We start from the raw sequence: 22,205 nt of genomic DNA on the forward strand, positions 1-22,205 counted from the left end.
GAAATAAACACTAAAGTTAATGAGATATAGAAGTAATACCTCTTCTCTCCTTTTAATTTTACACATATAAATCGGATAATCTCAGTGATTATCTAATTAGGCAATAATCTTATCGATTACCGCGCAAGCGACCTTCCATTTTCCAATTGTAGCTTACGATTGGACGGATATGCGCGATTTGATCAGCGGAATAACCCATTGCCGCTAATGCACCAACGATTACTGCTACTACATCTTGAGATGGAGCTTTACCGTTAGTTGTTGTAGCATTGCTCATTACAAATGCCTCCTAAAATATTATTAACCTCTACCGCTTAAACGACCTTCCAAGCGCCATTTAGCACTGGTTGCTGTAGGTCGAATAGATGCAATTTGTTCAGATGAATACCCCATCGCCACAATGGCACCTACGATAGCTGCTACTACTTCACCTTCATTTTGAGCAGATGCATTTGGTGCAGCCACCGGTGTAGCTGCGGGAGCCGCAACAGGTGCACTTGGTGGTACGTCTTTTTTCTTCTTAGTAGGGTCAATCAAATGAACGATTGACATCAAAATACCTAAAAGAATCAACACAACAAATACAACTGTCATATTAATGGCCATGATTAACCAAGGATTGGTAGTAACTGCTTGTCCTTCCATAATCATTCCCCTTTCTAAAAAAGTAGTAAAGAAAGGTATCTCCCAAATTCGATGATCTTGTTATCGAATCGAATTATAATGGAATATTACCATGTTTCTTTGGAGCACGGTTTTCGCGTTTGCTTGCAAGCATAGCCAAAGCGTTGATAACTGCTGGACGAGTTTGTTTTGGTTCGATTACAACATCTACGAAGCCACGTTCTGCAGCTTTATATGGAGTTGCGAACTCTTCTACGTATTTAGCTGTTTTAGCGTCTTTGTCTTCATCTTTTTTGAAGATAATGTTAGCTGCACCAGCAGGACCCATTACAGCGATTTCGGATGTAGGCCAAGCGTATACTTGGTCAGCGCCCAAATCTTGGGAACACATAGCGAGGTAAGAACCGCCGTATGCTTTACGAGTGATAACAGTAATTTTTGGTACTGTAGCTTCAGAGTAAGCATACAACATTTTAGCACCATGACGAATGATACCGCCCCATTCTTGATTTGTACCAGGCAAGAAACCAGGAACGTCAACGAAGTTAACGATTGGAATATTGAAAGCATCACAGAAACGGATGAAACGGGAAGATTTGTCGGATGCATTGATGTCCAAGCAACCAGCCATTACTTTTGGTTGGTTAGCAATGATACCAACGGATTGACCGTCAAAACGTGCGAAACAAGTGATAATGTTTGTAGCATAGAATGGTTGTACTTCATAGTATTCGCCATTATCTACAGTAGCTGCGATAACATCTTTCATGTCGTATGGCATGTTACTGTTATCAGGCAACAAGCTGTTCAAGCCTTCGTCTTCGCGAGTTGGATCATCGCCAGTGTCTACTAATGGAGCATCTTCCATGTTATTGGATGGCAAGAAGCCTAATAAGTAGCGAATTTGAGCGATGCAATCATCTTCGTCTTCAGCTGCAAAGTGAGCAACACCAGATACGGAGTTGTGAGCCATTGCACCACCAAGGTCTTCAGCTGTTACTTCTTCACCAGTTACAGATTTGATAACTGCAGGACCAGTGATGAACATTTGAGATGTGTGTTTAACCATGTAGATGAAGTCAGTCAATGCTGGAGAATATACAGCACCGCCTGCGCATGGACCCATGATTACGGAAATTTGTGGAATAACGCCAGATGCATTTGTATTTTCAAAGAAAATTTTACCGTAACCAGCAAGAGCATCTACAGCTTCTTGAATACGAGCACCGCCGGAATCATTGATACCAATGATAGGAGCACCCATTTTCATTGCTAAACGTTGTACTTTAACGATTTTAGCAGCATGCATTTCACCAAGGGAACCACCTTCTACAGTGAAATCTTGTGCGAATGCATATACTAAACGACCGTCAATAGTACCATAACCAGTTACTACACCTTCGCCTGGTAATTCTTTCTTGTCTTGACCGAAGTTAACACAACGATGTTTAACAAATTGATCAAGTTCAACGAAAGAGTTATCATCGAACAATTTAGCCAAACGTTCACGAGCAGTCATTTTGCCTTGAGCATGTTGTTTCTCAACGCGTTTTTCACCGCCACCAGCTTTAACTTTAGCTAGTTTTTCGTGCAATAACTCGATTTTTTCTTGCACTGTTGCCATTATAGCACCTCCAAATAAAACTTGTTACAGTATCATTTTATTTCATTAATAATTAAAGTTCAAGCATGCATACATATTTAATATATAACTCATGATTATATGAATATGTATATCTATTACTCATACATAATGATGTGAATTGGATACTGTATTATTTCATACGTTGACATAATTCAAGCAATACGCCGCCTGTTGCTTTTGGATGTAAGAAAGCAATGGAGGAACCGCCTGCACCGTAACGAGGTTTTTCGTCAATCATACGAACGCCTTTAGCCATCAAATCAGCAATAGCATTTTCAATATTATCAACGCGCAATGCAACGTGTTGGATACCATCACGACCGCCATTTTTTTCGATGAATTTACCAATAGGGCCATCTGGAGTTGTAGTTTCTAAGAATTCAAGTTCAGCATCGCCACATGGGAAGAAGGATACTTTTACTTTTTGTTCTTCAACCACTTCATCTTCAGGAAGATGTTCAATACCCAATGCATTTTTATAGAATTCTTTAGTTGCTGCTAAATCATTAACACCAATACCGATGTGATCCACTTGTAATACTTTAAAAGCCATTTCGATTATCTCCTTTTCAAGGCTAAATCTCTAATGCTATGTAGTCGCCGTCTACTTTAGCACGCTTGTCATTACGCCGTTAACAACTGTGTATGGATCGCTTTCGCGTTCATTAACAGCTGCCACTTGGCTATTAAATTCGTCGCTTGTAACGATTTTATCAGCTACATAACGACCAATTTGTTCATTAATCATTGCGATGATTTCATCACGAGTACGTTCTGCCCGACGAGATTCCAATTCACCAGAATCTTCAAGATACTCAAAATGTTCATCTAAAGCGTCGATAAGTTCATCTACGCCTTGGTCTTTACTAGCAATTGTGCGCTTAATTGGTGGGCGCCATTTTACTTCACGAGAGTCTAGGTCAAGCATCATTTCAATTTCTACATTCAAACGATCACAACCATCTCGGTCAGCTTTATTGATAGCAAATACATCGCCAATTTCAAGAATACCCGCCTTGATAGCTTGGATATCATCACCAAGACCAGGAACAAGTACAACCAACGTAGTATCAGCATTTTTAACGATATCTACTTCGGATTGACCTACACCTACTGTTTCAATGATTACTAAATCCATGCCAAAGGCATCCATGAGTTTTACAACGTCTGCAGTCTTTTTGGATAAACCACCAAGACTACCACGCGTGCCCATGCTTCGAATAAATACATTTTCATTTAATGTCAAATCATTCATTCGAATACGGTCCCCCAAGATAGCACCACCAGAGAATGGGCTAGTTGGGTCGATGGCAACGATGCCGATTTTTTTACCTTGATCTAGATAATGTTTAACAACTTTATCAGTCAAAGTACTTTTACCAGCACCAGGGGCCCCAGTAATACCGAGAATACGTGCATTCCCTGTTTTAGGGTAAATAGCCTTCATAATATCAATGGCATTTTCATACTCGTTTTCTACAGCCGTTATGGACCGTGCTAAGGCTAGTCGGGAACCTTCAAAAAGTTCTTTAACTAAATCCACTCGCCTCACCACCTATCTTAAAATATGGGAATAGAGGGGAGCCAACTATGCAGTTGTGCTCCTCTCTTACCCAATTAATTATTTAACGTTTTCGTTGATGAATTTAACGATATCGCCAGTTGGTGTGCCAGGTGTGAATACTGCTGCTACGCCAGCTTTTTTCAAACCAGGGATATCAGCGTCAGGAATAACGCCACCACCGATTACAAGTACATCGCCCATGCCTTTTTCTTTCAAAAGTTCAACAATTTTAGGGAACAATGTGTTATGAGCACCAGAAAGAAGGGATAATGCAACTACATTAACGTCTTCAGAAAGAGCTGCTTCAACGATTTGTTCTGGAGTTTGACGAAGACCTGTGTAGATTACTTCGAAACCAGCATCGCGAAGTGCGCGTGCTACTACTTTTGCACCACGGTCATGACCATCAAGACCTGGTTTTGCTACGATTACTCTAATACGTTTTTCTGCCATGATTAATTACCTCCGAAATTAGCCGATATTATAATGTGGAATGAGCTTCGTATTCACCGAATACTTCGCGCAATACATTACAAATTTCACCCAAAGTAGCATATGTTTTAACTGCATCAAGAATTAATGGCATCAAGTTAACGTTTTCATCAGCTGCACCAGCTTTAAGAGCTGCTAATGCTTTATCAACTGCTGCTTGATCGCGGTTAGCGCGAACTGCTTGAGTTTTCTTGGATTGGTTAACACCAACGGAAGCGTCTACGCGAAGTAAGTCTTTTGGAGCTTCTTCTTCAACTTGGAATTTGTTTACGCCAACGATTGTGCGCAAGCCAGATTCAACTTCCATTTGCCATTTGTAAGCGGATTCTTGAATTTCTTTTTGGATGTAGCCTTTTTCGATTGCTACTACAGCGCCGCCCATTTCATCAATTTTCTTGATGTATGCCATAGCTTCGTCATAGATAGCGTTAGTCATAGCTTCTACATAGTAGGAACCGCCCAATGGGTCAACTACGTCAGCCAAACCAGATTCGTAAGCCACGATTTGTTGTGTACGAAGAGCTACTTGTACAGATGCTTCTGTAGGAAGAGCCAAAGCTTCGTCACGGGAGTTTGTATGTAAGGATTGAGTACCGCCCATTACAGCAGCTGCAGTTTGAAGAGCAACACGAACGATGTTGTTATCAACTTGTTGTGCAGTCAACATGGAACCAGCTGTTTGAGTATGTACACGAAGCATCATGGATTTTGGTTTTTTAGCACCAAAACGTTCTTTCATGATTGTTGCCCATAGACGGCGAGATGCACGGAATTTAGCAACTTCTTCAAGTACGTTGTTATGAGCATTCCAGAAGAAGGAAAGACGACCAGCAAATGTATCAACATCAAGACCAGCTTTCAAAGCTGCTTCTACGTATGCGATACCATCAGCAATTGTGAATGCGATTTCTTGTGCTGCTGTGGAACCTGCTTCACGGATATGGTAACCGGAGATGGAGATTGTGTTCCATTTTGGAACGTTTTGAGAACAATATTCGAAGATATTAGTGATCAAACGCATGGATGGTTTTGGTGGGAAAATGTATGTACCACGAGCTGCGTATTCTTTCAAAATATCATTTTGAATTGTACCTTTCAATTCTGTGGAAGGTACGCCTTGTTTTTCAGCTACTGCGATGTACATTGCCAACAAAACGGATGCTGGAGCGTTGATTGTCATGGATGTGGATACTTTACCAAGATCGATGCCGTCGAACAAGATTTCCATATCTGCCAAGGAGTCAATCGCTACACCTACTTTACCAACTTCGCCTTCTGCAACTGCATCGTCGGAGTCGTAACCGATTTGTGTAGGTAAGTCGAATGCGCAGGAAAGACCAGTTGCACCAGACTCGATTAAGTAGCGGTAACGTTTGTTAGATTCTTCTGCTGTAGCGAAGCCTGCATACATACGCATTGTCCAGAAACGACCACGGTACATAGTAGGTTGTACGCCACGAGTGTAAGGGAATTCGCCAGGCATACCCAAATCACGTTCATAGTCAAAACCTTCGATATCAACTGGTGTGTATACACGGTTGTATTTTAAATTTTGACGTTCTGGAGTTTTTGCACTTTTTTCGTCACAAAGTTTGTTGTACTCAGCAATTTGGGCTTTTAAGTTTTCGTAAGCCATGTTTTCATCATCCTCCTAAAAAAACAGGTTATTTTTTCATGCTTCCAGTTTCTGTGAAGCGTTTATGCCAAGAAAGAGCTTCATCAAGCAACATAGGTGTATGGGCATTCTTTGTTGCAGCTAATGCTTTTTCTAGGTATTCAGTTAACATAGGTTTGTAGTCTGGGTGAGCACATTTTTCAATGATCAAACGAGCTCTTTCCACTGGGCTCAAACCACGGCAGTCAGCAACACCTTGTTCTGTACAGAAAATCATAGTGTCATGTTCTGGATGATCCACATGAGATACATATGGAACGATAGAACTGATGTCGCCATTTTTAGCAACGGAGTTAGTGCAGAAAATAGTGAGATATGCACTACGTGCAAAGTCACCAGAACCACCAACACCATTCATCATTTTGCTACCCATAATATGAGTAGAGTTTACATTGCCAAAAATATCAAATTCGATAGCGGTATTCATGGCAATGACACCAATACGGCGAGCAATACCAGGGTTGTTGGAAATTTCTTGCGGACGAAGAATGATTTTTTTACGATATTCATCAATATTCGCATAGAAACGTTTCAACCCATCTGGAGAAGGACTTAATGCAGTACCGGAACATACAGTTACTTTACCAGCATCGATCAAGTCGAACATACCATCTTGGATTACTTCTGTATAGATGGACAAATCTGTGAATGGGCCTTTAGCAAGACCACTGATTACCGCATTCGCTACGGAACCTACACCAGATTGTAATGGAAGCAAGTTTTTAGGTAAACGACCTTCTGCAATTTCTTGTTCGAAGAATTTGATAAGGTGTTGACTCATTGCTTTTGCATCATCATCGATAGGTGCCAAAGGTCTTGTTGTATCAGGAACATCACAAGGTACTACTGCAACAATTTTACTTGGGTCACAAGGAATTGCTTCAGTACCAATACGATCACCAGGTGTTTCCAATGGAATTGGTTTACGATGTGGTGGATCGAGTGGTTCATAGATATCATGCATACCTACCAAGGAAAGTGGTTGGGATACGTTTACTTCTACGATAACCTTTTTAGCTTGACTAACAAATGTTGGAGAGTTACCAACAGATGTTGTAGGTACTAAAGAGCCATCTTCGTTGATTTGACAAACTTCTACGATAGCTACGTCTAAATCGCCAAAGAAACCATAGCGAACATTTTGTGCCATTGTGCTTAAATGCATATCGATGTATTTAACAGCACCGCTATTTAAGGCTTTACGTGTATCCCCATTTGTTTGATATGGGAAACGACGATTGATACCGTTAGCACGAGTTAACGCGCCATCAGCTTCATCACCTACGGAAGCACCTGTCCACAAATCAATTTTGAATGGTTCTTTTTCCATTCTTTCTGCCAATGCCAATGGCACTGCTTTTGCATAACCAGATGGAGTAAAGCCGGAAATACCAACTTTATCGTTAGGGTTAATCAAAAGAGCTGCATCATAAGCAGTGACAATTTTACCTTGGAGGGCCGCACATTTAACGCGGTCTTTGATGTCTATCACCATTACCATCTCCTTTAAGAGTAACATTGTATAAACGACAGTTTGATCTCTTGGTCGTTCCTTAAACCGACTTCATCGTAGTCCACATCCAACGTATTGTCAACTTATATGACTAAAATGTATTTTTCATCACACTTTATGGGTGCATTATGATTAAAATGCATAGATTTTCATATATTCACATAAGTTTTATTCACATCGCTATAACTCACAGGAATTATCGATTTATGGCATATATTGATGTTTTTCAATTAAATCGAACTCTCTCTATACAATATATAGACACTTTTCAATACAAAACAACATCTCATATACAAGAACTAGACCATACACCTCCCTATAAAGATACAATGATATACAAAAAACCGGCTTTCAAATGCCAACGATAATGTTCAATTATGTCTAACATTAGAAAACCGGTTATACTACTTAATACGTACCTACCCAAGGTATGTATTAATTATACCATATTATGAAATTATATATCTACCATAAAACATGCTAATTATACAAGATATGACAATTATGCAGATTTATCAGCAGACAGTTGAACTTTTACAAAGGCCCCTACCCAGCCAAACAATTGCCAAAATACAATAGTCACTTGATGACTGTATAGCTCAAAATCAGATAAGCCACTAAATAAAACACCTATAGCCAAAGCACCTACACCTATTTGTGCAGCTTGACGGAATATATCGCCTTTAAGTCTTATAGATGTAATAACATGACCTACGATAACTGCTAGGAATGATAGTAATCCTGGAATACCTGTTTCAGCTAACATATTAAGATATAAATTATGAGCATGATACATCAAGATGTGAGGTCCTTGAATATAGTAATTATAGTCTGGATATACTAAATAAAATGTATTCCACCCAATACCAAAGATAGGATTTTCTCTTACGATATACATAGTACTATCCCATAAGGCCCATCGGAGATCAGCTGATGTATCATGACCTTGGAATATAGACCACAGCCTTGAAGCTATTTCACCATCATAAAAATATAAAATTATTGGCACTGCTAATAGGGATAAGAATAATCTTCGCTCCACAAAGATTGCCCAGTACAAAATCATCGCTCCGAAGCTAATCCAAATTCCCCGAGAATAGGTTAATAGCATCGTTAAGAATAATATAATACCTATAATTAGCATTGAAATAACTTCGCGCGTACGATTTTCCTTCATATATACCAAGATATAACTGATACATACGCTGAGTACCATCAATAGATAGGCGCCCAATAAATTAGGATTTTGTAATGTAGACGACATGCGACGCATCAATTTAGGGAACTGTGCCGCATCTACCCACTCTTTAATATGTATATTAGGAACAAATACATATTGATACGCACCTATAATACACACTAGAACTGCAGTACCTAGCAAGGCACGAAGAAAATAGTTCCACTGTTTAGGCGTTTGAATGTATGTACGAACTAAATAATACATACCGCCACTGGCCACAATTTGATAAAACCAACTTTGAATTGACCAATCCCAATTTTCTGACACTATAGAAGATATGCCAGTCCATACTACAAAAATCATAACAGACCACGATAAATAGCCTGTTGGTAAGCTCAAAGATTTACTAGATATTAAATCATATAGTGCAAGTCCTATTGCTAGCCAAAGGAGCACATCACCCACCATTGGTTGCAAAGGCATGGCCACAACAACGCCATAAATTAAACGTTCAATATAAAATGTAATTCTCTTCTGATTAGGAATAAGTGAGAGTTCCATAGGCTCACCTTAGTGACTCATCTCATGGTTAAACCACTGACGAGCATCTCCTAAAATATATAAAGAACCACAAACAGTGATAATATCACCAGTTTTTGTATGTTTATATGCTAAAGCCAATGCGTCTTCAACAGAATCTGCTGTTTGCGCTATAGCTTTTGGAACGATGTGACGTATTTTCTCAACCAAAACCTCTGGCACTTCAGTTCTATCTGTTGGAGCTGGTACAACTAGAACCGTATCGCCTGCCTTAACAACTTCGCGGATAATAGCATCCTGATTTTTATCTTTAAGAATTGCCATCACAATCGTTTTTGGAGTGTCCTTAAATAATTCAGCATAGGTCATACTGAAAGATTCAGCACCTGCCGCATTATGAGCACCATCAAAGATAAAGGTGCGATCCAAGCCTCGTTTAACTTCAAATCGACCTGCCCACGTAGTGCGAGCAAATCCTTCACGCATCGTTTCTTCACTGATGTTAGTATCTTCTTTCATCAGTAACCGTACAGCCATTAATGCACACGCAAGATTGACAGATTGGTGAATGCCTGCCATTGTCGTAAACAACATTGCAGGAGCGGCATCATTAGTACTAACCGTAATCATTTGGCCACCAGTTACAGCACTACGGCTATCTATACCAAAGTCTTTATTGAAAGCATATACTTTAGCATGCTTCTCTTTAGCTACCTCTTCAATAATACGAAGCGGTGCATCCTGTGCAGCCGTTACAACAGGAACTTTAGATTTAATAATCCCTGCCTTATGACGCGCAATTTCCTCAACAGTATCACCACAATACGCTTGATGGTCTATTGTTACATTGGTAATAACCGATACCTTTGGTGTCACGATATTAGTAGAATCTAGTAATCCACCTAAACCAACTTCCACCACCGCATAGTCCACATCTTGTTCTTTGAAGAACAAAAAGGCAGCAGCCGTCAAAATTTCAAATTGCGTTGGCGCTTCTATGCCGTTAGTAATGATAGTATCAACTGCCACTTTTACACGACTAATTAGATTACCGAAGGCTTCCTCTGTTATATTTCCATCATTGATTTGAATTCGCTCCGTATAGGATTGAAGGTGAGGCGATGTAAATCGCCCCACCCGTAGTCCACTTGTAAACAGTGCGTAGGAAATATATGAGGTAACCGAGCCCTTACCATTCGTGCCTGTTACATGAACAATCTTATAGTCATCTTGTGGATTCCCAAGGGCTTCCATAAGCGCTGTAATTCGTTCAAGGCCAGGCTTAATACCGAATGAGGATGCCTGTTCTAAATAGGCTAAGGCCTCTTGATATGTCATATAAACCTCCTATTATAAGGTTTCAAGGAACGCTTCGCGTTCCAATAACGCTTGTTGTTTTTGTTTATATTCTTCTAACTTTTCTTTTTCTTTTGCTACTACAGCTTCAGGAGCTTTTGCTAGGAAGCCTTGGTTAGACAATTTACCTTCCAAACGAGAAATTTCTTTTTCCATTTGGATTTTTTCCTTTGCAATACGCTCTCTTTCTTTTTCGCCATCGATTAAGTCTTTAAGCAAGAGATATACTTCCATACCATTTACAACTGTTACAGTTGCATTTTCTGGTTTTGGATCATCGGCACCAAGAATAGTTACCTTCTCAGCCCAAGCTAATGTTACGAAGTAATCGCTATGATCGGCTACAGTTTGAGCCAATGCTTCATCTGTTGGCGCCACAATAACCTCAGCTTTTTTACCTAAAGGCACATTCATTTCAGCACGCATGTTACGAATACCTTTGATGGCATCCATCATAACTTCCATTTGACGTGCTGCACCTTCAAGATTATCAAACTTCAATGCTTCTGGCCATTTAGTGACAACGATGCTATCCCCTTCATGAGGCAAGTGTTGCCAAATATGTTCTGTTACGAACGGCATGAATGGATGTAATAATTCAAGCATGTGACGCAAGATTGTTACGAGTAAGTATTGAACTGTACGACGATCACGTTCATTACCATCGTTATATAAACGAGGTTTAGCTAACTCAATATACCAGTCACAGTATGTATTCCAAATGAAGTCATATACGGAGCTTGCCGCTTCACCAAGTTCGAATTTATCTAGGTTAGAAGTTACACTTTGTACTGTTTCATTGTATTTTTGAACAATCCATTGGTCTGCTAATGTCAAATCATCTGCTGTTGGAACGAAGCTTTCATCATAATTTGTAAGATTCATCAATACAAATTTGGATGCATTCCAAATCTTATTAGCAAAGTTGCGATTTGCTTCAACGCGTTCCATATAGAAGCGCATATCGTTACCAGGTGTATTGCCAGTTACGAGAGTAAAGCGCAATGCATCAGCACCATATTGGTCGATAACTTCAAGAGGGTTAATACCATTACCCAAGGATTTACTCATTTTACGACCTTGGCTATCGCGCACAAGACCATGAATAAATACATGTTTAAATGGAATTTCATGTTCAAACTCAAGAGCCATGAAAATCATACGAGCAACCCAGAAGAAGATGATATCGTAACCAGTTACAAGAACACTTGTTGGATACCATTGTTTAAGTTCTGGTGTTTGTTCAGGCCACCCCATAGTAGCAAATGGCCATAAACCAGAGCTAAACCATGTATCAAGAACGTCTGGATCTTGTGTAACATGACCGTGGCAATGAGGACATTCAGTAATATCTTCACGGCTTACGATTGTTTCACCGCAGTCATCACAGTACCATGCAGGAATGCGATGGCCCCACCACAATTGACGGGAAATGGTCCAGTCGCGGATGTTTTCAAGCCAGTTTACATAAGTTTTTGTAAAACGTTCAGGAACAAACTCTACTTCGTGGTCTTTAACAACCTTAAGAGCTGGCTCTGCTAATGGTTTCATATCTACGAACCATTGTTTAGATACCATTGGCTCGATAATTGTATTACAACGAGAGCAATGACCTACTGCATGGTCATGATCATCGATTTTTTCAAGTAAACCTAATTCTTTGAGTTCTGCTACTACTTGTTTACGAGCTTCTTCACGAGTCATGCCATTAAACTTGCCAGCACCTTCATTCATTGTGGCATCATTGTTCATAACAACGATGGATTCCAAATTATGACGTTGGCCCATTTCAAAGTCATTAGGGTCATGAGCAGGCGTAATTTTTACGCAGCCTGTACCGAAGCTAGCATCTACATAGTCATCGGCAATTACAGGAATTTCGCGATTAACAAATGGTAAAATCAATGTTTTACCAATGAGATCTTTATAGCGATCATCATCAGGATTTACTGCTACAGCTACGTCACCAAACATTGTTTCTGGACGAGTTGTAGCAACAATTACAAAGCGATTTTCTTCACCTTTTACAGGATATTTAATATGCCATAAGTGGCCATGTTCATCTTCATGTTCAACTTCAACATCAGATAAAGCAGTGGCACAGCGAGGGCACCAGTTGATAATGCGTTCACCGCGATAGATTAATCCTTTTTCATAAAGGCTTACGAATACTTCACGCACTGCATGATAGTATCCTTCATCCAATGTAAAACGTTCGCGAGACCAGTCACAAGATGCGCCTAAGCTACGGATTTGTTTTACGATAGTATCACCGTATTCTTTTTTCCATTCCCATACGCGTTCTACAAATTTTTCACGGCCTAAATCATAGCGAGATTTACCCTCTTCTTTAGCGAGCATCTCTTCTACCTTGATTTGTGTAGCAATACCAGCGTGGTCAGTACCAGGCATCCACAAAACATTGTAGCCTTGCATGCGTTTGAAACGGATAAGAATATCTTGCAATGTATTATCTAAAGCATGGCCCATGTGCAACATACCAGTTACATTAGGAGGCGGCAATACGATACTAAATGGTTCTTTATTTGTGTCTACTTCTTCGTGAAAGTATCCTTGGTTTTCCCAATAAGAATACCATTTCCCTTCTATTTCACCGGGGTTATAAGTGGTTAAATTTTCGTAGGTTTTCATCGTTCCTCCTAAATAAACTCCTTAGCGCTTCATAATCTTAGCCAATACAAATAGGCTCGTTTCATATAGCAATATCATAGGCAATGCAATCATCGTTTGAGAGAACATATCCGGTGTTGGTGAAATGACAGCACCTATGATAAAGGATATAAGAATAAATATCTTTCGCTTCGTTTTTAAAAAACGCGATGTAATTAAGTTGAAATATCCCAAGATGATTAAAATCAACGGCAACTCAAAGATAAATCCAAAGGGTAGTACAAAGGATAATACAAAGTCCATGTACTGACCAATGGAAAATAGCGGTTGTAATTCGTCTGTAGCAAAGCCCATAAAGAACTTAACGGCTGCTGGTAACACGAGAAAATAAGAAAATACAATACCTATGCCAAATAGTCCTATGGCAACTGGTAAGATCCAGTTAGATAACTGCTTTTCTCGTACAGTAAGGGCTGGCTTAACAAATAGCCAAATCTGATGCAATATAATGGGCGCCGCTATAATAAGACCACCTACTATAGACACCTTCATATATGTAAAGAAGGCTTCAGTTGGTTTCATATAATAGAGCTTACCAGCTGGTTTTAGGAGTATTTCCAATAAAAAGTCTACATAATAATAAGAAATACAAGTTCCTATAACAACTGCAACAGCCATTATAATCAGACGCTTTCGCAATTCAGATAGATGTCCCACAAGGGATAGTTCCCGAGCTTCGTCCATCATTTTCTGTTCCATCTCAGTATAAATAGGTTCATCTTCTTGTTCCTCAGGAACGCGTTGATTTGCCACCTTATACCGTTCTTGCTCAGCCTTTAATTCAGCTTTACGACGCTTTTGACGAACTACACTATCAAAAGAAGGTTTTTGTATGGGATATTCGAAGTCCGGTTTTGGTTCGAATGGTTCCATATTATACCTTTCTATCAGCTAAATTTTCTACTGCCATCACAAGGAACTCCTTGCCTGGGAAGTCGCGTACAGCATCGAGTGCCGCCAAAGCATCTTTACAATATTGATCAGCTACAGCTAATGTATTATCAATACCACCTTGAGCGATAACATAGTCGATAATCGCTTGTTCATCACCGCCATTATTTAAGGCCTTAATGTCTGCAAGCAGTTTATCTTTATTATCATCATTGACGATGCTTAACAACGGATATGTCAATAAACCTTCGCGAAGATCATTCCCTACAGGTTTACCAGTCGTCTCTGTTGTTTCACGATAGTCCATAATATCGTCAGTGATTTGGAAAGCCATGCCCAACGCATGACCATATTTTTTCAACTCAACGATTTCGGATTCGCTCCAGCCCCCCAAGAGGCCACCCAATTCCATACAGCCTTCCATAAAGTCTGCTGTTTTCTTTTGGGTCTTGGTCATATAACGCTCAATACCTTGATCAATGCGATATACATCTTCCATTTGCATGAACTCGCCTTCCACAAGGCAAGTAATAATATGGGAGAAAACCTGTAAATACTTCATATTAGGCATTTCAGACACGATTTGGAATGCTTTGGCAAATAAGTAGTCCCCACTAAGGATGGCTACCTTATTGCCTTTATGCATATGAATCGTTTCTTCACCACGACGAATCTCAGCTTGATCTAGTACATCATCGTGAATCAGTGTCGCTAAATGAAGCATTTCTACTGCTTCAGCAATTCTAATACGCTGACGTTCTACAGATGTACCTGCATTAGCAATCAATAAACATAATTGCGCACGCAAGCGCTTGCCACCTGCAGCAGATAATGGTCGAATCAGTGCATTAAAGTCTTCTGCACCTGTATTAAAAGATGATGCAAGAGACTCTTCCACACCCTCTAAATCTAGAGCGATGCGTTCCATAATCTCTAATTCATTGGTTTGACTCATGCTTCATCTCCTACTAGAACTTTATTGATGCGTTGTTGTAAAAGCTCACGGCCTGTATGCTTCAAAGAACTATACAGAATTGGCGGCGTTGCAGTGGGATACATTTCTTTAATAATCGCTAAATTAGCAGATTTTTCTTTAGCTGTTAATTTATCGACCTTAGTCACTACAATTTGTAGTGGTACACCAGCTTCAACGAGCCAGTCATAAGCGACCTTATCGATAGGCATCTCTGGATGACGACCATCAATTAATAAGCATAACAACATCAATCGTTCAGAATGTAAAATATAATCGGCAATAAAGGAAGACCACAAATTGCGGTTTCCTTTATTTGTCTTGGCAAATCCATAACCAGGAAGGTCAACGAGGAACCAATGATAACGGCGTTCCTCTGTTTCAGAAATATCCTCTTTTGACTCCACATCAAAATAGTTTATCGTCTTTGTCTTACCTGGTTGACCACTAACGAGGGCTAACCCACGATAATTACACAACGAGTTAATCAACGAAGATTTGCCCACATTAGAGCGTCCGATGAAAGCAATTTCCACAGTATCCCCTTCAGGGTATTGATCCGCCTTCACACAGGAAGTATTATATTTTGCTGCTATAATACGAGGCCCCTTCGGTTCTTTTCGTGTATATTGTGGTTTTGGGCCCATTTGTTTAGTGGATTTTTTCTTTTTTTGCATTACACAAGTGCCTTTGCTAATACTTCATCCATTGTCTTAACTGGCGTAATAATGAGACCTTCTTTTACAATGTCAGGTAATTCTGCAATATCCTTTTCATTGCCTTTAGGAATCAATACTTCTTTAATACCATTAGACAAGGCTGCTAATAATTTTTCTTTTAAACCGCCGATTGGTAATACACGGCCACGCAATGTAATTTCACCAGTCATAGCAATATCAGAACGAACCTTGCGGTTTGTCAAGATAGATACCATCGCCAATGTCATTGTAATACCTGCAGAAGGGCCATCCTTAGGTGTTGCACCTTCAGGCAAGTGAACGTGAATATCGAGTTTCTTATAGAAATCGTCTTCGATTTTTAAGGCTTTTGCATTGTGGCGGATATAGCTCATCGCAGCTTGACCAGACTCTTGCATAACCTTACCTAAGCTACCAGTTAATGCAAGTTTACCTGTACCATTCATAGTGGTTGCTTCACATGGCAATACAACACCACCTACAGAAGTCCACGCTAAACCATTTACATAGCCAATTTGCGGTTTCTTTTCACGCTCTTGGTCAACAAAGATTGGAGCGCCCAAGAATTCGTGAAGATTTTTTGTCGTTACTTTCGGTGCATCTCCACCTTCTTCAACGACTTTATAAGCAATTTTACGACAAATCTTAGCAATTGTTTTTTCCAAGGTACGAACACCGGCTTCACGAGTATATTCGGAAACTACCTTTTTCAACACTGCATCAGATAATTTAACCTTATAATCTTCAAGGCCATTTTTCTTGATTTGTTTAGGTACTAAATAACGCTTAGCAATCTCTAACTTCTCTTGTTCCATATAGCTAGATAATTCAATGATTTCCATACGATCTAACAATGGACCAGGAATATTGGATGCAACGTTAGCCGTTGTAATCCAGAATACTTCAGAGAAATCGAATGGTACTTCGATAAAGTGATCGCTGAATGTACTATTTTGTTCTGGATCCAATACTTCTAACAATGCAGAGGATGGATCACCTTTATAGTCAGATGCTAATTTATCAATTTCATCCAACAAGAATACAGGATTCTTAGTGCCTACAGTCTTAAGACCTTGAATCATACGACCTGGCAATGCGCCAATATACGTACGACGATGGCCACGAATTTCGGCTTCATCGCGAACACCACCTAAGGATGCACGGATGAACTTGCGGTTCATCGCTTTAGCGATAGACGTAGCCAAGGATGTTTTACCAACACCTGGTGGGCCTACTAAGCAAAGAATAGAACCACTATTCTTACCAGTTAACTTACGAACAGCTAAGAATTCAAGGATGCGTTTCTTAACCTTCTCAAGGCCATAATGATCCGCCTCAAGCATAGCGTGAGCTTCCTTGATATCCAAGCGATCCTCAGTCAATTCATTCCACGGTAATGCCAATACCCAATCTAGGTAATTGCGCAAAATAGTTGCTTCTGGCATCAATTGTGGCATGCGGCTATAACGAGAAATTTCTTTATCGATACGTTCATGTACATCTTCGCTAAGGTTAAGAGCTTTTAATTTAACACGTAACTCTTCAGCTTCTTCCTCTGGATCCCCTTTGTCACCCAATTCATCGTGGATAACACGGATTTTTTCGCGCAAGAAATATTCTTTTTGCGCTTTTTCCATAGATTGACGTACTTGATTATTAATGGAGTTTTCCAAATCAGAGATTTGTAATTCCATATTCAAAATGCCTACAATCATATTTAAACGACGAGCTACAGATAACTCTTCAAGTAACTCTTGGCGTTTAGTATTATTAATAGGCAATAAGAACGCAACTTGATCAGCCAATTCACATGGGTCGCGTAACTCCATTACGCGTGTAACGCCTTCATCTGTAACAGATTTAGCCTCTTCAGCCCATTCGCCGAATTTAGACTGAACCAAACGACGATACGCTTCTAGCTCAACATCGTCTTCAAATTCGGAGGCTACACGTTCGTAGTCCCCTACATAGTACGGATCCATACTTGTAATATTCATTACGCGAATACGTGTAATGCCCTCTACAAGAACACGTACAATACCACCTGGTAAGCGTAACATTTGCTTAATTTTTACTAATGTACCCATTTGGGCTAAGTCATGAACAGTTGGCGCATCAACAGCATCATCCTTTTGGCTGACAACTGCTAAAATGCGATCCTCGTTCATTGCGGCTTCTACCGCTTTAATGGATTTGTCTCGACCGATATCGAGGTGAATCACGATATTCGGATATACAACCATGCCTCTAAGAGGTACAGTTGGAATCCCAACTTCGAGTAAATTCATACTTCCTCCAGGTATTTATATTATGAAAAGAAACTCATTCCTACACAGAAATGAGTTTCTTCGAATTACGATTTCAACTGGATGTCTTGGTCTGCCTCATTTTTGAGTATAGGTTCACCTGTGCTCATCACGGATTCACGATTTACTATGCACTTAGTTACTTCCGGCATGGAAGGAACTTCAAACATAACGCGTTTCATCACCTTTTCAATGATAGCACGCAAACCACGAGCACCTGTTTTTCGCTGTAATGCTTCATCAGCGATTTCTTCTAATGCATCTTCAGTGAAAGTTAACTCTACACCATCAAGGGATAGAATTTTTTCATATTGTTTTGTTAATGCATTTTTAGGCTTTGTCAAAATTTGAATCAATGCCTCTCTATCCAATTGATCCAATGTTACCATAACAGGTAAACGACCAATGAATTCTGGAATTAAACCAAATTTCAATAAATCTTCAGGTACAACATCTTTTAAGATAGCTGATACATTACGTTCTTCTTTGCGCTGTACGTCTGCACCAAAACCAAGGGTTTTCTTAGCGGTACGCTTAGTAATAACCTTGTCCATACCATCAAATGCACCACCACAAATAAAGAGAATATTTGTAGTATCGATTTGAAGCATTTCTTGATTTGGATGCTTTCTGCCACCTTGAGGTGGAACAGAAGCTACGGTACCTTCTAAGATTTTAAGCAATGCTTGTTGTACACCTTCACCAGACACGTCACGTGTAATGGAAGGGTTCTCAGACTTACGAGCGATCTTATCGATTTCATCGATATAGATAATACCACGTTCAGCCCGAGCTATATCATAATCTGCAGCTTGGATAATTTTAAGCAAGATATTTTCCACATCTTCCCCTACATAACCAGCTTCAGTTAAGCTTGTAGCATCTGCAATAGCAAATGGTACTTCTAGCATTTTCGCTAAGGTTTGAGCCAATAGTGTTTTACCACTACCAGTAGGACCAATGAATAAAACATTAGCCTTTTGTAATTCTACATCATCAACTACATTATCTGTTTGTAAACGTTTGTAGTGATTATATACAGCCACGGCTAAAGAGATTTTAGCATCATCTTGACCAATAACATATTCGTCAAGATGAGCTTTAATTTCTCTCGGCGTTGGCAATTCTTTTAAGTTGAAGTCATCCGCCTCTACGTCACCTAACTCATCAGCGATAATACGTTCACATACTTCAACGCATTCATCACAAATATATACGTTAGGACCCGCTACTAATTTGCGGACTTCTTCGCTTGTGCGTCCACAAAAACTGCAGCGCATAGTGTCTTTATCTTTTGCCAAGGGGCGCCTCCATTACTTGCTTTCTACAGGTTCTCTTGTGAGTACCTCATCGATTAAGCCGTATTCAACGGCATCCTGAGCACTCATGAAGTTATCGCGATCTGTATCGCGCGCTACAACCTCAATATCTTGTCCACTGCGAGAAGCTAAGATACCATTTAATTCTTCACGCATACGAAGAATCTCACGGGCATGGATTTCAATTTCAGATGCTTGCCCTTGTACACCACCTAATGGTTGGTGAATCATAACGCGCGCATGAGGTAACGCATAGCGTTTACCTTTAGCACCTGCTGTTAAAAGCACAGCACCCATGCTCGCCGCAGAGCCTACACAAATGGTAGACACATCTGGTTTGATATATTGCATCGTATCATAAATAGCCATGCCGGCAGTTACAACACCGCCGGGGCTATTAATGTACAAATGGATATCCTTATCAGGATCCTCTGCTTCTAGGAACAGCATTTGCGCAATAACCGCATTTGCTACATTATCGTCGATAGGTCCACCTAGGAAGATAATGCGATCCTTTAACAAGCGAGAGTAAATATCATAGGAACGCTCGCCGCGTTCACTTTGTTCAACTACGATTGGTACATACATATATTCACCTTTTCATGTACCTAGTTGAGCAAACTATTATTTAGCCGCTTCAGCGCCTTTTGCATTATCAATAATGAATCGAGCTGCTTTTTTGCGAGCTACAGAGCCTGCCAACATAGCTACACGACCTTCTTTTGCAATAATATCCCAAACTTCTTTAGGATCTGCCCCAAAGTTTTGAGCCATAATGAAGATTTCACGGTTCATATCATCTGGAGTTACTTCGATACCTTCAGCAGTTGCGATAGCGTCTAATACTAAATCAGCGCGTACGTTTTCAGCTGCGGAATCTTTGTATTCAGAGCGTAAATCTTCGATAGTTTTGTTGGAGAATTTCAAGTAGTCATCAAGTTTCAAGCCACGGCCTTCCATGTTCATAGCCAATTCTTGAATCATTTGTTCTACGCGATCTTCGATCATTACTTCTGGGATGTCTACAGTTGCATTTTTAACAGCTGTTTGAATCAAGTCAGCATTGTAAGTATCGATTGCGCGACGGGAAGCTTCTTCTTCCATTTTAGCGCGAAGATCTTTTTTCAATTCTTCAATAGTTTCGTAAGAGCTTGCTTCTTTTGCGAACTCATCGTTCAATTCAGGCAATTCTTTACGTTTAATGTCATGGATGTGAGTTTTGAATTCTGCTTCTTTACCAGCAAGGTCTGCTACGAAGTAGTCTTCAGGGAATGTTACTTTTACAGTTACATCATCGCCAGCTTTAGCGCCGATCAATTGATCTTCGAAGCCAGGAATGAAGCTACCAGAACCGATTTGTAATGGGTAGGATTTACCTTCACCACCATCGAATGGTTTACCGTCAATGGAACCAGCGAAGTCGATTACTGCGAAGTCGTCTTTTTGAATTGTAGCGCCTTCTTCAGCAACAACCATTTTTGCTTGTTGTTCACGAATATTGTTCAATTGTTCTTCGATTTGTTCGTCAGTTACTGTAGCGTCTTGTTTTTCTGCTTCTAAGCCTTTGTAATCGCCAAGTTTAACTTCAGGGCGTTTAGTTACAGTAGCTTTGAAAATCAAGTCTTTACCTTCTTCGAATTGTTCGCGTTCGATTTCTGGTTCAGATACTGGAACGATATCGTTTTCACGAAGTGCAGCACTGTAGTTTTGGCTAGCCAATACTTCGAATGCTTCTTCCAAGATAGCTTCTTTGCCGAAGTTCATTTCCAAAACACGGCGAGGCGCATGGCCTTTACGGAAGCCAGGAATGTTTACTTGACCTGCAATGCGTTTTACAGCTTGTTTGATGCCTTTGTCTACTTCTGCTGCAGGTACTTCAATAGTTAACGTTACTACGTGTTGATCAACAGGATTTACAGTTGCTTTCATTTAAAATATGTCCTCCTCGAAGGGCAATACGCCCAAATTTCTGTAGTATATTATGCACTCCTAATAATAACATAAATGCAAGGTCAATGCAATTCTTCTCAATTTACACTAAAAGACCACCCCAAAACGGGTGGTCTTTCTATGTATTACATAATTATGCGAATTAGTTATCTTTAGCAATCAATTTGATGATGTCACGGCGAGATAAGATACCAATCAAATGGTAATCCTTATCTACTACAGGAACATTTTTCAAATGTTGATCAAGCATAACAGATACAATTTCTTCTACATCTTTATCCGGTGTAGTTGTAATTACTTCTTCAGTCATCAACTCATGAACATGAGACGCTAACAATTTTTTAAATTGAGCATTATATTCGCCAATGCCATTGTAATAGATACTAGCGCCTAATACATTTACATAGTGAGGTACATGAGGACGTACTTTTTTGTAAAGCAAATCGCCTTCAGAAATAATACCTAATAATTTATTGTTGTCATCCACTACGGAAACAGCTGTTAAATTATATTTTACCAACAAATCAGCTACATCAGAAATTGGCGCATCTTTGCCAACAGTAACAGGGTATTTATTCATTACTTCTTGGATTTTCATAGTGAATTCCTCCTTACAAATACATCTTGCTTTATTATACTATTCGACATAGCATAATAAAACTCCTTTTTTTGTGAACTGATTATATAAATAATTTATAAGTCTATTCCTATTGTATAAGTTATAGTAACTATTATTCACTAAACTACTAGAATTAAATTAATAAACTTGGTAAAGTCTGTGCTCTATA

At 39.7% G+C, this 22,205-nt stretch carries 19 protein-coding genes; all 19 read right to left on the bottom strand.

Going from position 1 to position 22,205, the window contains the following annotated elements:
• Nucleotides 1–109 precede the first annotated feature (109 nt).
• Complete coding sequence (locus QZ548_RS00895; protein ID WP_004696483.1) at nt 110–277, bottom strand: hypothetical protein; 168 nt, start codon at nt 275–277, stop codon at nt 110–112.
• Between the two features lie 23 nt (nt 278–300).
• The gene (locus QZ548_RS00900; protein ID WP_039969070.1) at nt 301–645 is read right to left on the bottom strand and encodes an OadG family protein; all 345 of its coding nucleotides are present in this window, start codon (nt 643–645) and stop codon (nt 301–303) included.
• A gap of 73 nt (nt 646–718) precedes the next feature.
• The gene (locus tag QZ548_RS00905) at nt 719–2,248 is read right to left on the bottom strand and encodes a carboxyl transferase domain-containing protein (RefSeq protein WP_005386013.1); all 1,530 of its coding nucleotides are present in this window, start codon (nt 2,246–2,248) and stop codon (nt 719–721) included.
• Between the two features lie 151 nt (nt 2,249–2,399).
• The gene (mce, locus tag QZ548_RS00910) at nt 2,400–2,822 is read right to left on the bottom strand and encodes a methylmalonyl-CoA epimerase (protein WP_005386012.1); all 423 of its coding nucleotides are present in this window, start codon (nt 2,820–2,822) and stop codon (nt 2,400–2,402) included.
• 51 nt (nt 2,823–2,873) lie between these two features.
• A complete protein-coding gene (gene meaB / locus QZ548_RS00915; RefSeq protein WP_060923998.1) occupies nt 2,874–3,812 on the bottom strand; it encodes a methylmalonyl Co-A mutase-associated GTPase MeaB in 939 nt (312 codons plus the stop codon).
• 78 nt (nt 3,813–3,890) lie between these two features.
• On the bottom strand, nt 3,891–4,286 hold the full coding sequence (locus QZ548_RS00920) for a cobalamin B12-binding domain-containing protein (RefSeq protein ID WP_060923999.1): 396 nt from the start codon (nt 4,284–4,286) through the stop codon (nt 3,891–3,893).
• Nucleotides 4,287–4,314: 28 nt separating this feature from the next.
• On the bottom strand, nt 4,315–5,961 hold the full coding sequence (locus tag QZ548_RS00925; RefSeq protein WP_005386006.1) for a methylmalonyl-CoA mutase: 1,647 nt from the start codon (nt 5,959–5,961) through the stop codon (nt 4,315–4,317).
• Between the two features lie 28 nt (nt 5,962–5,989).
• A complete protein-coding gene (locus tag QZ548_RS00930; RefSeq protein WP_039969068.1) occupies nt 5,990–7,495 on the bottom strand; it encodes an acetyl-CoA hydrolase/transferase family protein in 1,506 nt (501 codons plus the stop codon).
• A gap of 520 nt (nt 7,496–8,015) precedes the next feature.
• Nucleotides 8,016–9,254, bottom strand: coding sequence for an O-antigen ligase (locus QZ548_RS00935; RefSeq protein WP_119208523.1), 1,239 nt, complete (start codon nt 9,252–9,254; stop codon nt 8,016–8,018).
• A gap of 9 nt (nt 9,255–9,263) precedes the next feature.
• Nucleotides 9,264–10,571 (bottom strand): folylpolyglutamate synthase/dihydrofolate synthase family protein, encoded by a 1,308-nt coding sequence (locus tag QZ548_RS00940; RefSeq protein ID WP_119208525.1) that lies wholly within the window; start codon nt 10,569–10,571, stop codon nt 9,264–9,266.
• A 12-nt stretch (nt 10,572–10,583) separates the two neighbouring features.
• Nucleotides 10,584–13,241, bottom strand: a complete 2,658-nt coding sequence (locus QZ548_RS00945; protein ID WP_119208527.1) for a valine--tRNA ligase — start codon at nt 13,239–13,241, stop codon at nt 10,584–10,586.
• 21 nt (nt 13,242–13,262) lie between these two features.
• Nucleotides 13,263–14,153 carry a twin-arginine translocase subunit TatC gene (gene tatC, locus QZ548_RS00950; RefSeq protein ID WP_119208528.1) on the bottom strand — a complete coding sequence of 297 codons (891 nt, stop codon included), beginning with the start codon at nt 14,151–14,153 and terminating at the stop codon, nt 13,263–13,265.
• 1 nt (nt 14,154) lies between these two features.
• A complete protein-coding gene (locus QZ548_RS00955) occupies nt 14,155–15,126 on the bottom strand; it encodes a polyprenyl synthetase family protein (RefSeq protein ID WP_119208530.1) in 972 nt (323 codons plus the stop codon).
• Nucleotides 15,123–15,821: a ribosome biogenesis GTP-binding protein YihA/YsxC gene (gene yihA, locus QZ548_RS00960; RefSeq protein ID WP_105089446.1), complete on the bottom strand. Its 699-nt coding sequence runs from the start codon at nt 15,819–15,821 to the stop codon at nt 15,123–15,125. Before yihA ends, QZ548_RS00955 begins: the two co-directional genes overlap by 4 nt.
• A complete protein-coding gene (gene lon, locus QZ548_RS00965) occupies nt 15,821–18,130 on the bottom strand; it encodes an endopeptidase La (RefSeq protein ID WP_119208533.1) in 2,310 nt (769 codons plus the stop codon). Before lon ends, yihA begins: the two co-directional genes overlap by 1 nt.
• Nucleotides 18,131–18,195: 65 nt before the next feature.
• A complete protein-coding gene (gene clpX / locus QZ548_RS00970) occupies nt 18,196–19,449 on the bottom strand; it encodes an ATP-dependent protease ATP-binding subunit ClpX (protein WP_119208534.1) in 1,254 nt (417 codons plus the stop codon).
• Nucleotides 19,450–19,461: 12 nt separating this feature from the next.
• Nucleotides 19,462–20,055, bottom strand: coding sequence for an ATP-dependent Clp endopeptidase proteolytic subunit ClpP (gene clpP, locus QZ548_RS00975; RefSeq protein WP_005385987.1), 594 nt, complete (start codon nt 20,053–20,055; stop codon nt 19,462–19,464).
• 36 nt (nt 20,056–20,091) lie between these two features.
• Nucleotides 20,092–21,396 (bottom strand): trigger factor, encoded by a 1,305-nt coding sequence (gene tig, locus QZ548_RS00980; RefSeq protein ID WP_295867418.1) that lies wholly within the window; start codon nt 21,394–21,396, stop codon nt 20,092–20,094.
• A 163-nt stretch (nt 21,397–21,559) separates the two neighbouring features.
• Nucleotides 21,560–22,015, bottom strand: a complete 456-nt coding sequence (locus QZ548_RS00985; RefSeq protein ID WP_005385985.1) for a CBS domain-containing protein — start codon at nt 22,013–22,015, stop codon at nt 21,560–21,562.
• Nucleotides 22,016–22,205 lie beyond the last annotated feature (190 nt).

This window comes from uncultured Veillonella sp., from assembly GCF_915069625.1.
Lineage (GTDB): Bacteria > Bacillota > Negativicutes > Veillonellales > Veillonellaceae > Veillonella.

What these genes read in the sequence shown, in the direction of transcription:
- tig (WP_295867418.1), bottom strand. Translation starts at nt 21,396, where the DNA reads ATGAAAGCAACTGTAAATCCTGTTGATCAACACGTAGTAACGTTAACT.
- QZ548_RS00900 (WP_039969070.1), bottom strand. Translation starts at nt 645, where the DNA reads ATGGAAGGACAAGCAGTTACTACCAATCCTTGGTTAATCATGGCCATT.
- tatC (WP_119208528.1), bottom strand. Translation starts at nt 14,153, where the DNA reads ATGGAACCATTCGAACCAAAACCGGACTTCGAATATCCCATACAAAAA.
- QZ548_RS00925 (WP_005386006.1), bottom strand. Translation starts at nt 5,961, where the DNA reads ATGGCTTACGAAAACTTAAAAGCCCAAATTGCTGAGTACAACAAACTT.
- QZ548_RS00930 (WP_039969068.1), bottom strand. Translation starts at nt 7,495, where the DNA reads ATGGTGATAGACATCAAAGACCGCGTTAAATGTGCGGCCCTCCAAGGT.
- yihA (WP_105089446.1), bottom strand. Translation starts at nt 15,821, where the DNA reads ATGCAAAAAAAGAAAAAATCCACTAAACAAATGGGCCCAAAACCACAA.
- clpP (WP_005385987.1), bottom strand. Translation starts at nt 20,055, where the DNA reads ATGTATGTACCAATCGTAGTTGAACAAAGTGAACGCGGCGAGCGTTCC.
- QZ548_RS00985 (WP_005385985.1), bottom strand. Translation starts at nt 22,015, where the DNA reads ATGAAAATCCAAGAAGTAATGAATAAATACCCTGTTACTGTTGGCAAA.
- QZ548_RS00905 (WP_005386013.1), bottom strand. Translation starts at nt 2,248, where the DNA reads ATGGCAACAGTGCAAGAAAAAATCGAGTTATTGCACGAAAAACTAGCT.
- QZ548_RS00945 (WP_119208527.1), bottom strand. Translation starts at nt 13,241, where the DNA reads ATGAAAACCTACGAAAATTTAACCACTTATAACCCCGGTGAAATAGAA.
- QZ548_RS00895 (WP_004696483.1), bottom strand. Translation starts at nt 277, where the DNA reads ATGAGCAATGCTACAACAACTAACGGTAAAGCTCCATCTCAAGATGTA.
- mce (WP_005386012.1), bottom strand. Translation starts at nt 2,822, where the DNA reads ATGGCTTTTAAAGTATTACAAGTGGATCACATCGGTATTGGTGTTAAT.
- QZ548_RS00920 (WP_060923999.1), bottom strand. Translation starts at nt 4,286, where the DNA reads ATGGCAGAAAAACGTATTAGAGTAATCGTAGCAAAACCAGGTCTTGAT.
- QZ548_RS00935 (WP_119208523.1), bottom strand. Translation starts at nt 9,254, where the DNA reads ATGGAACTCTCACTTATTCCTAATCAGAAGAGAATTACATTTTATATT.
- QZ548_RS00940 (WP_119208525.1), bottom strand. Translation starts at nt 10,571, where the DNA reads ATGACATATCAAGAGGCCTTAGCCTATTTAGAACAGGCATCCTCATTC.
- lon (WP_119208533.1), bottom strand. Translation starts at nt 18,130, where the DNA reads ATGAATTTACTCGAAGTTGGGATTCCAACTGTACCTCTTAGAGGCATG.
- QZ548_RS00955 (WP_119208530.1), bottom strand. Translation starts at nt 15,126, where the DNA reads ATGAGTCAAACCAATGAATTAGAGATTATGGAACGCATCGCTCTAGAT.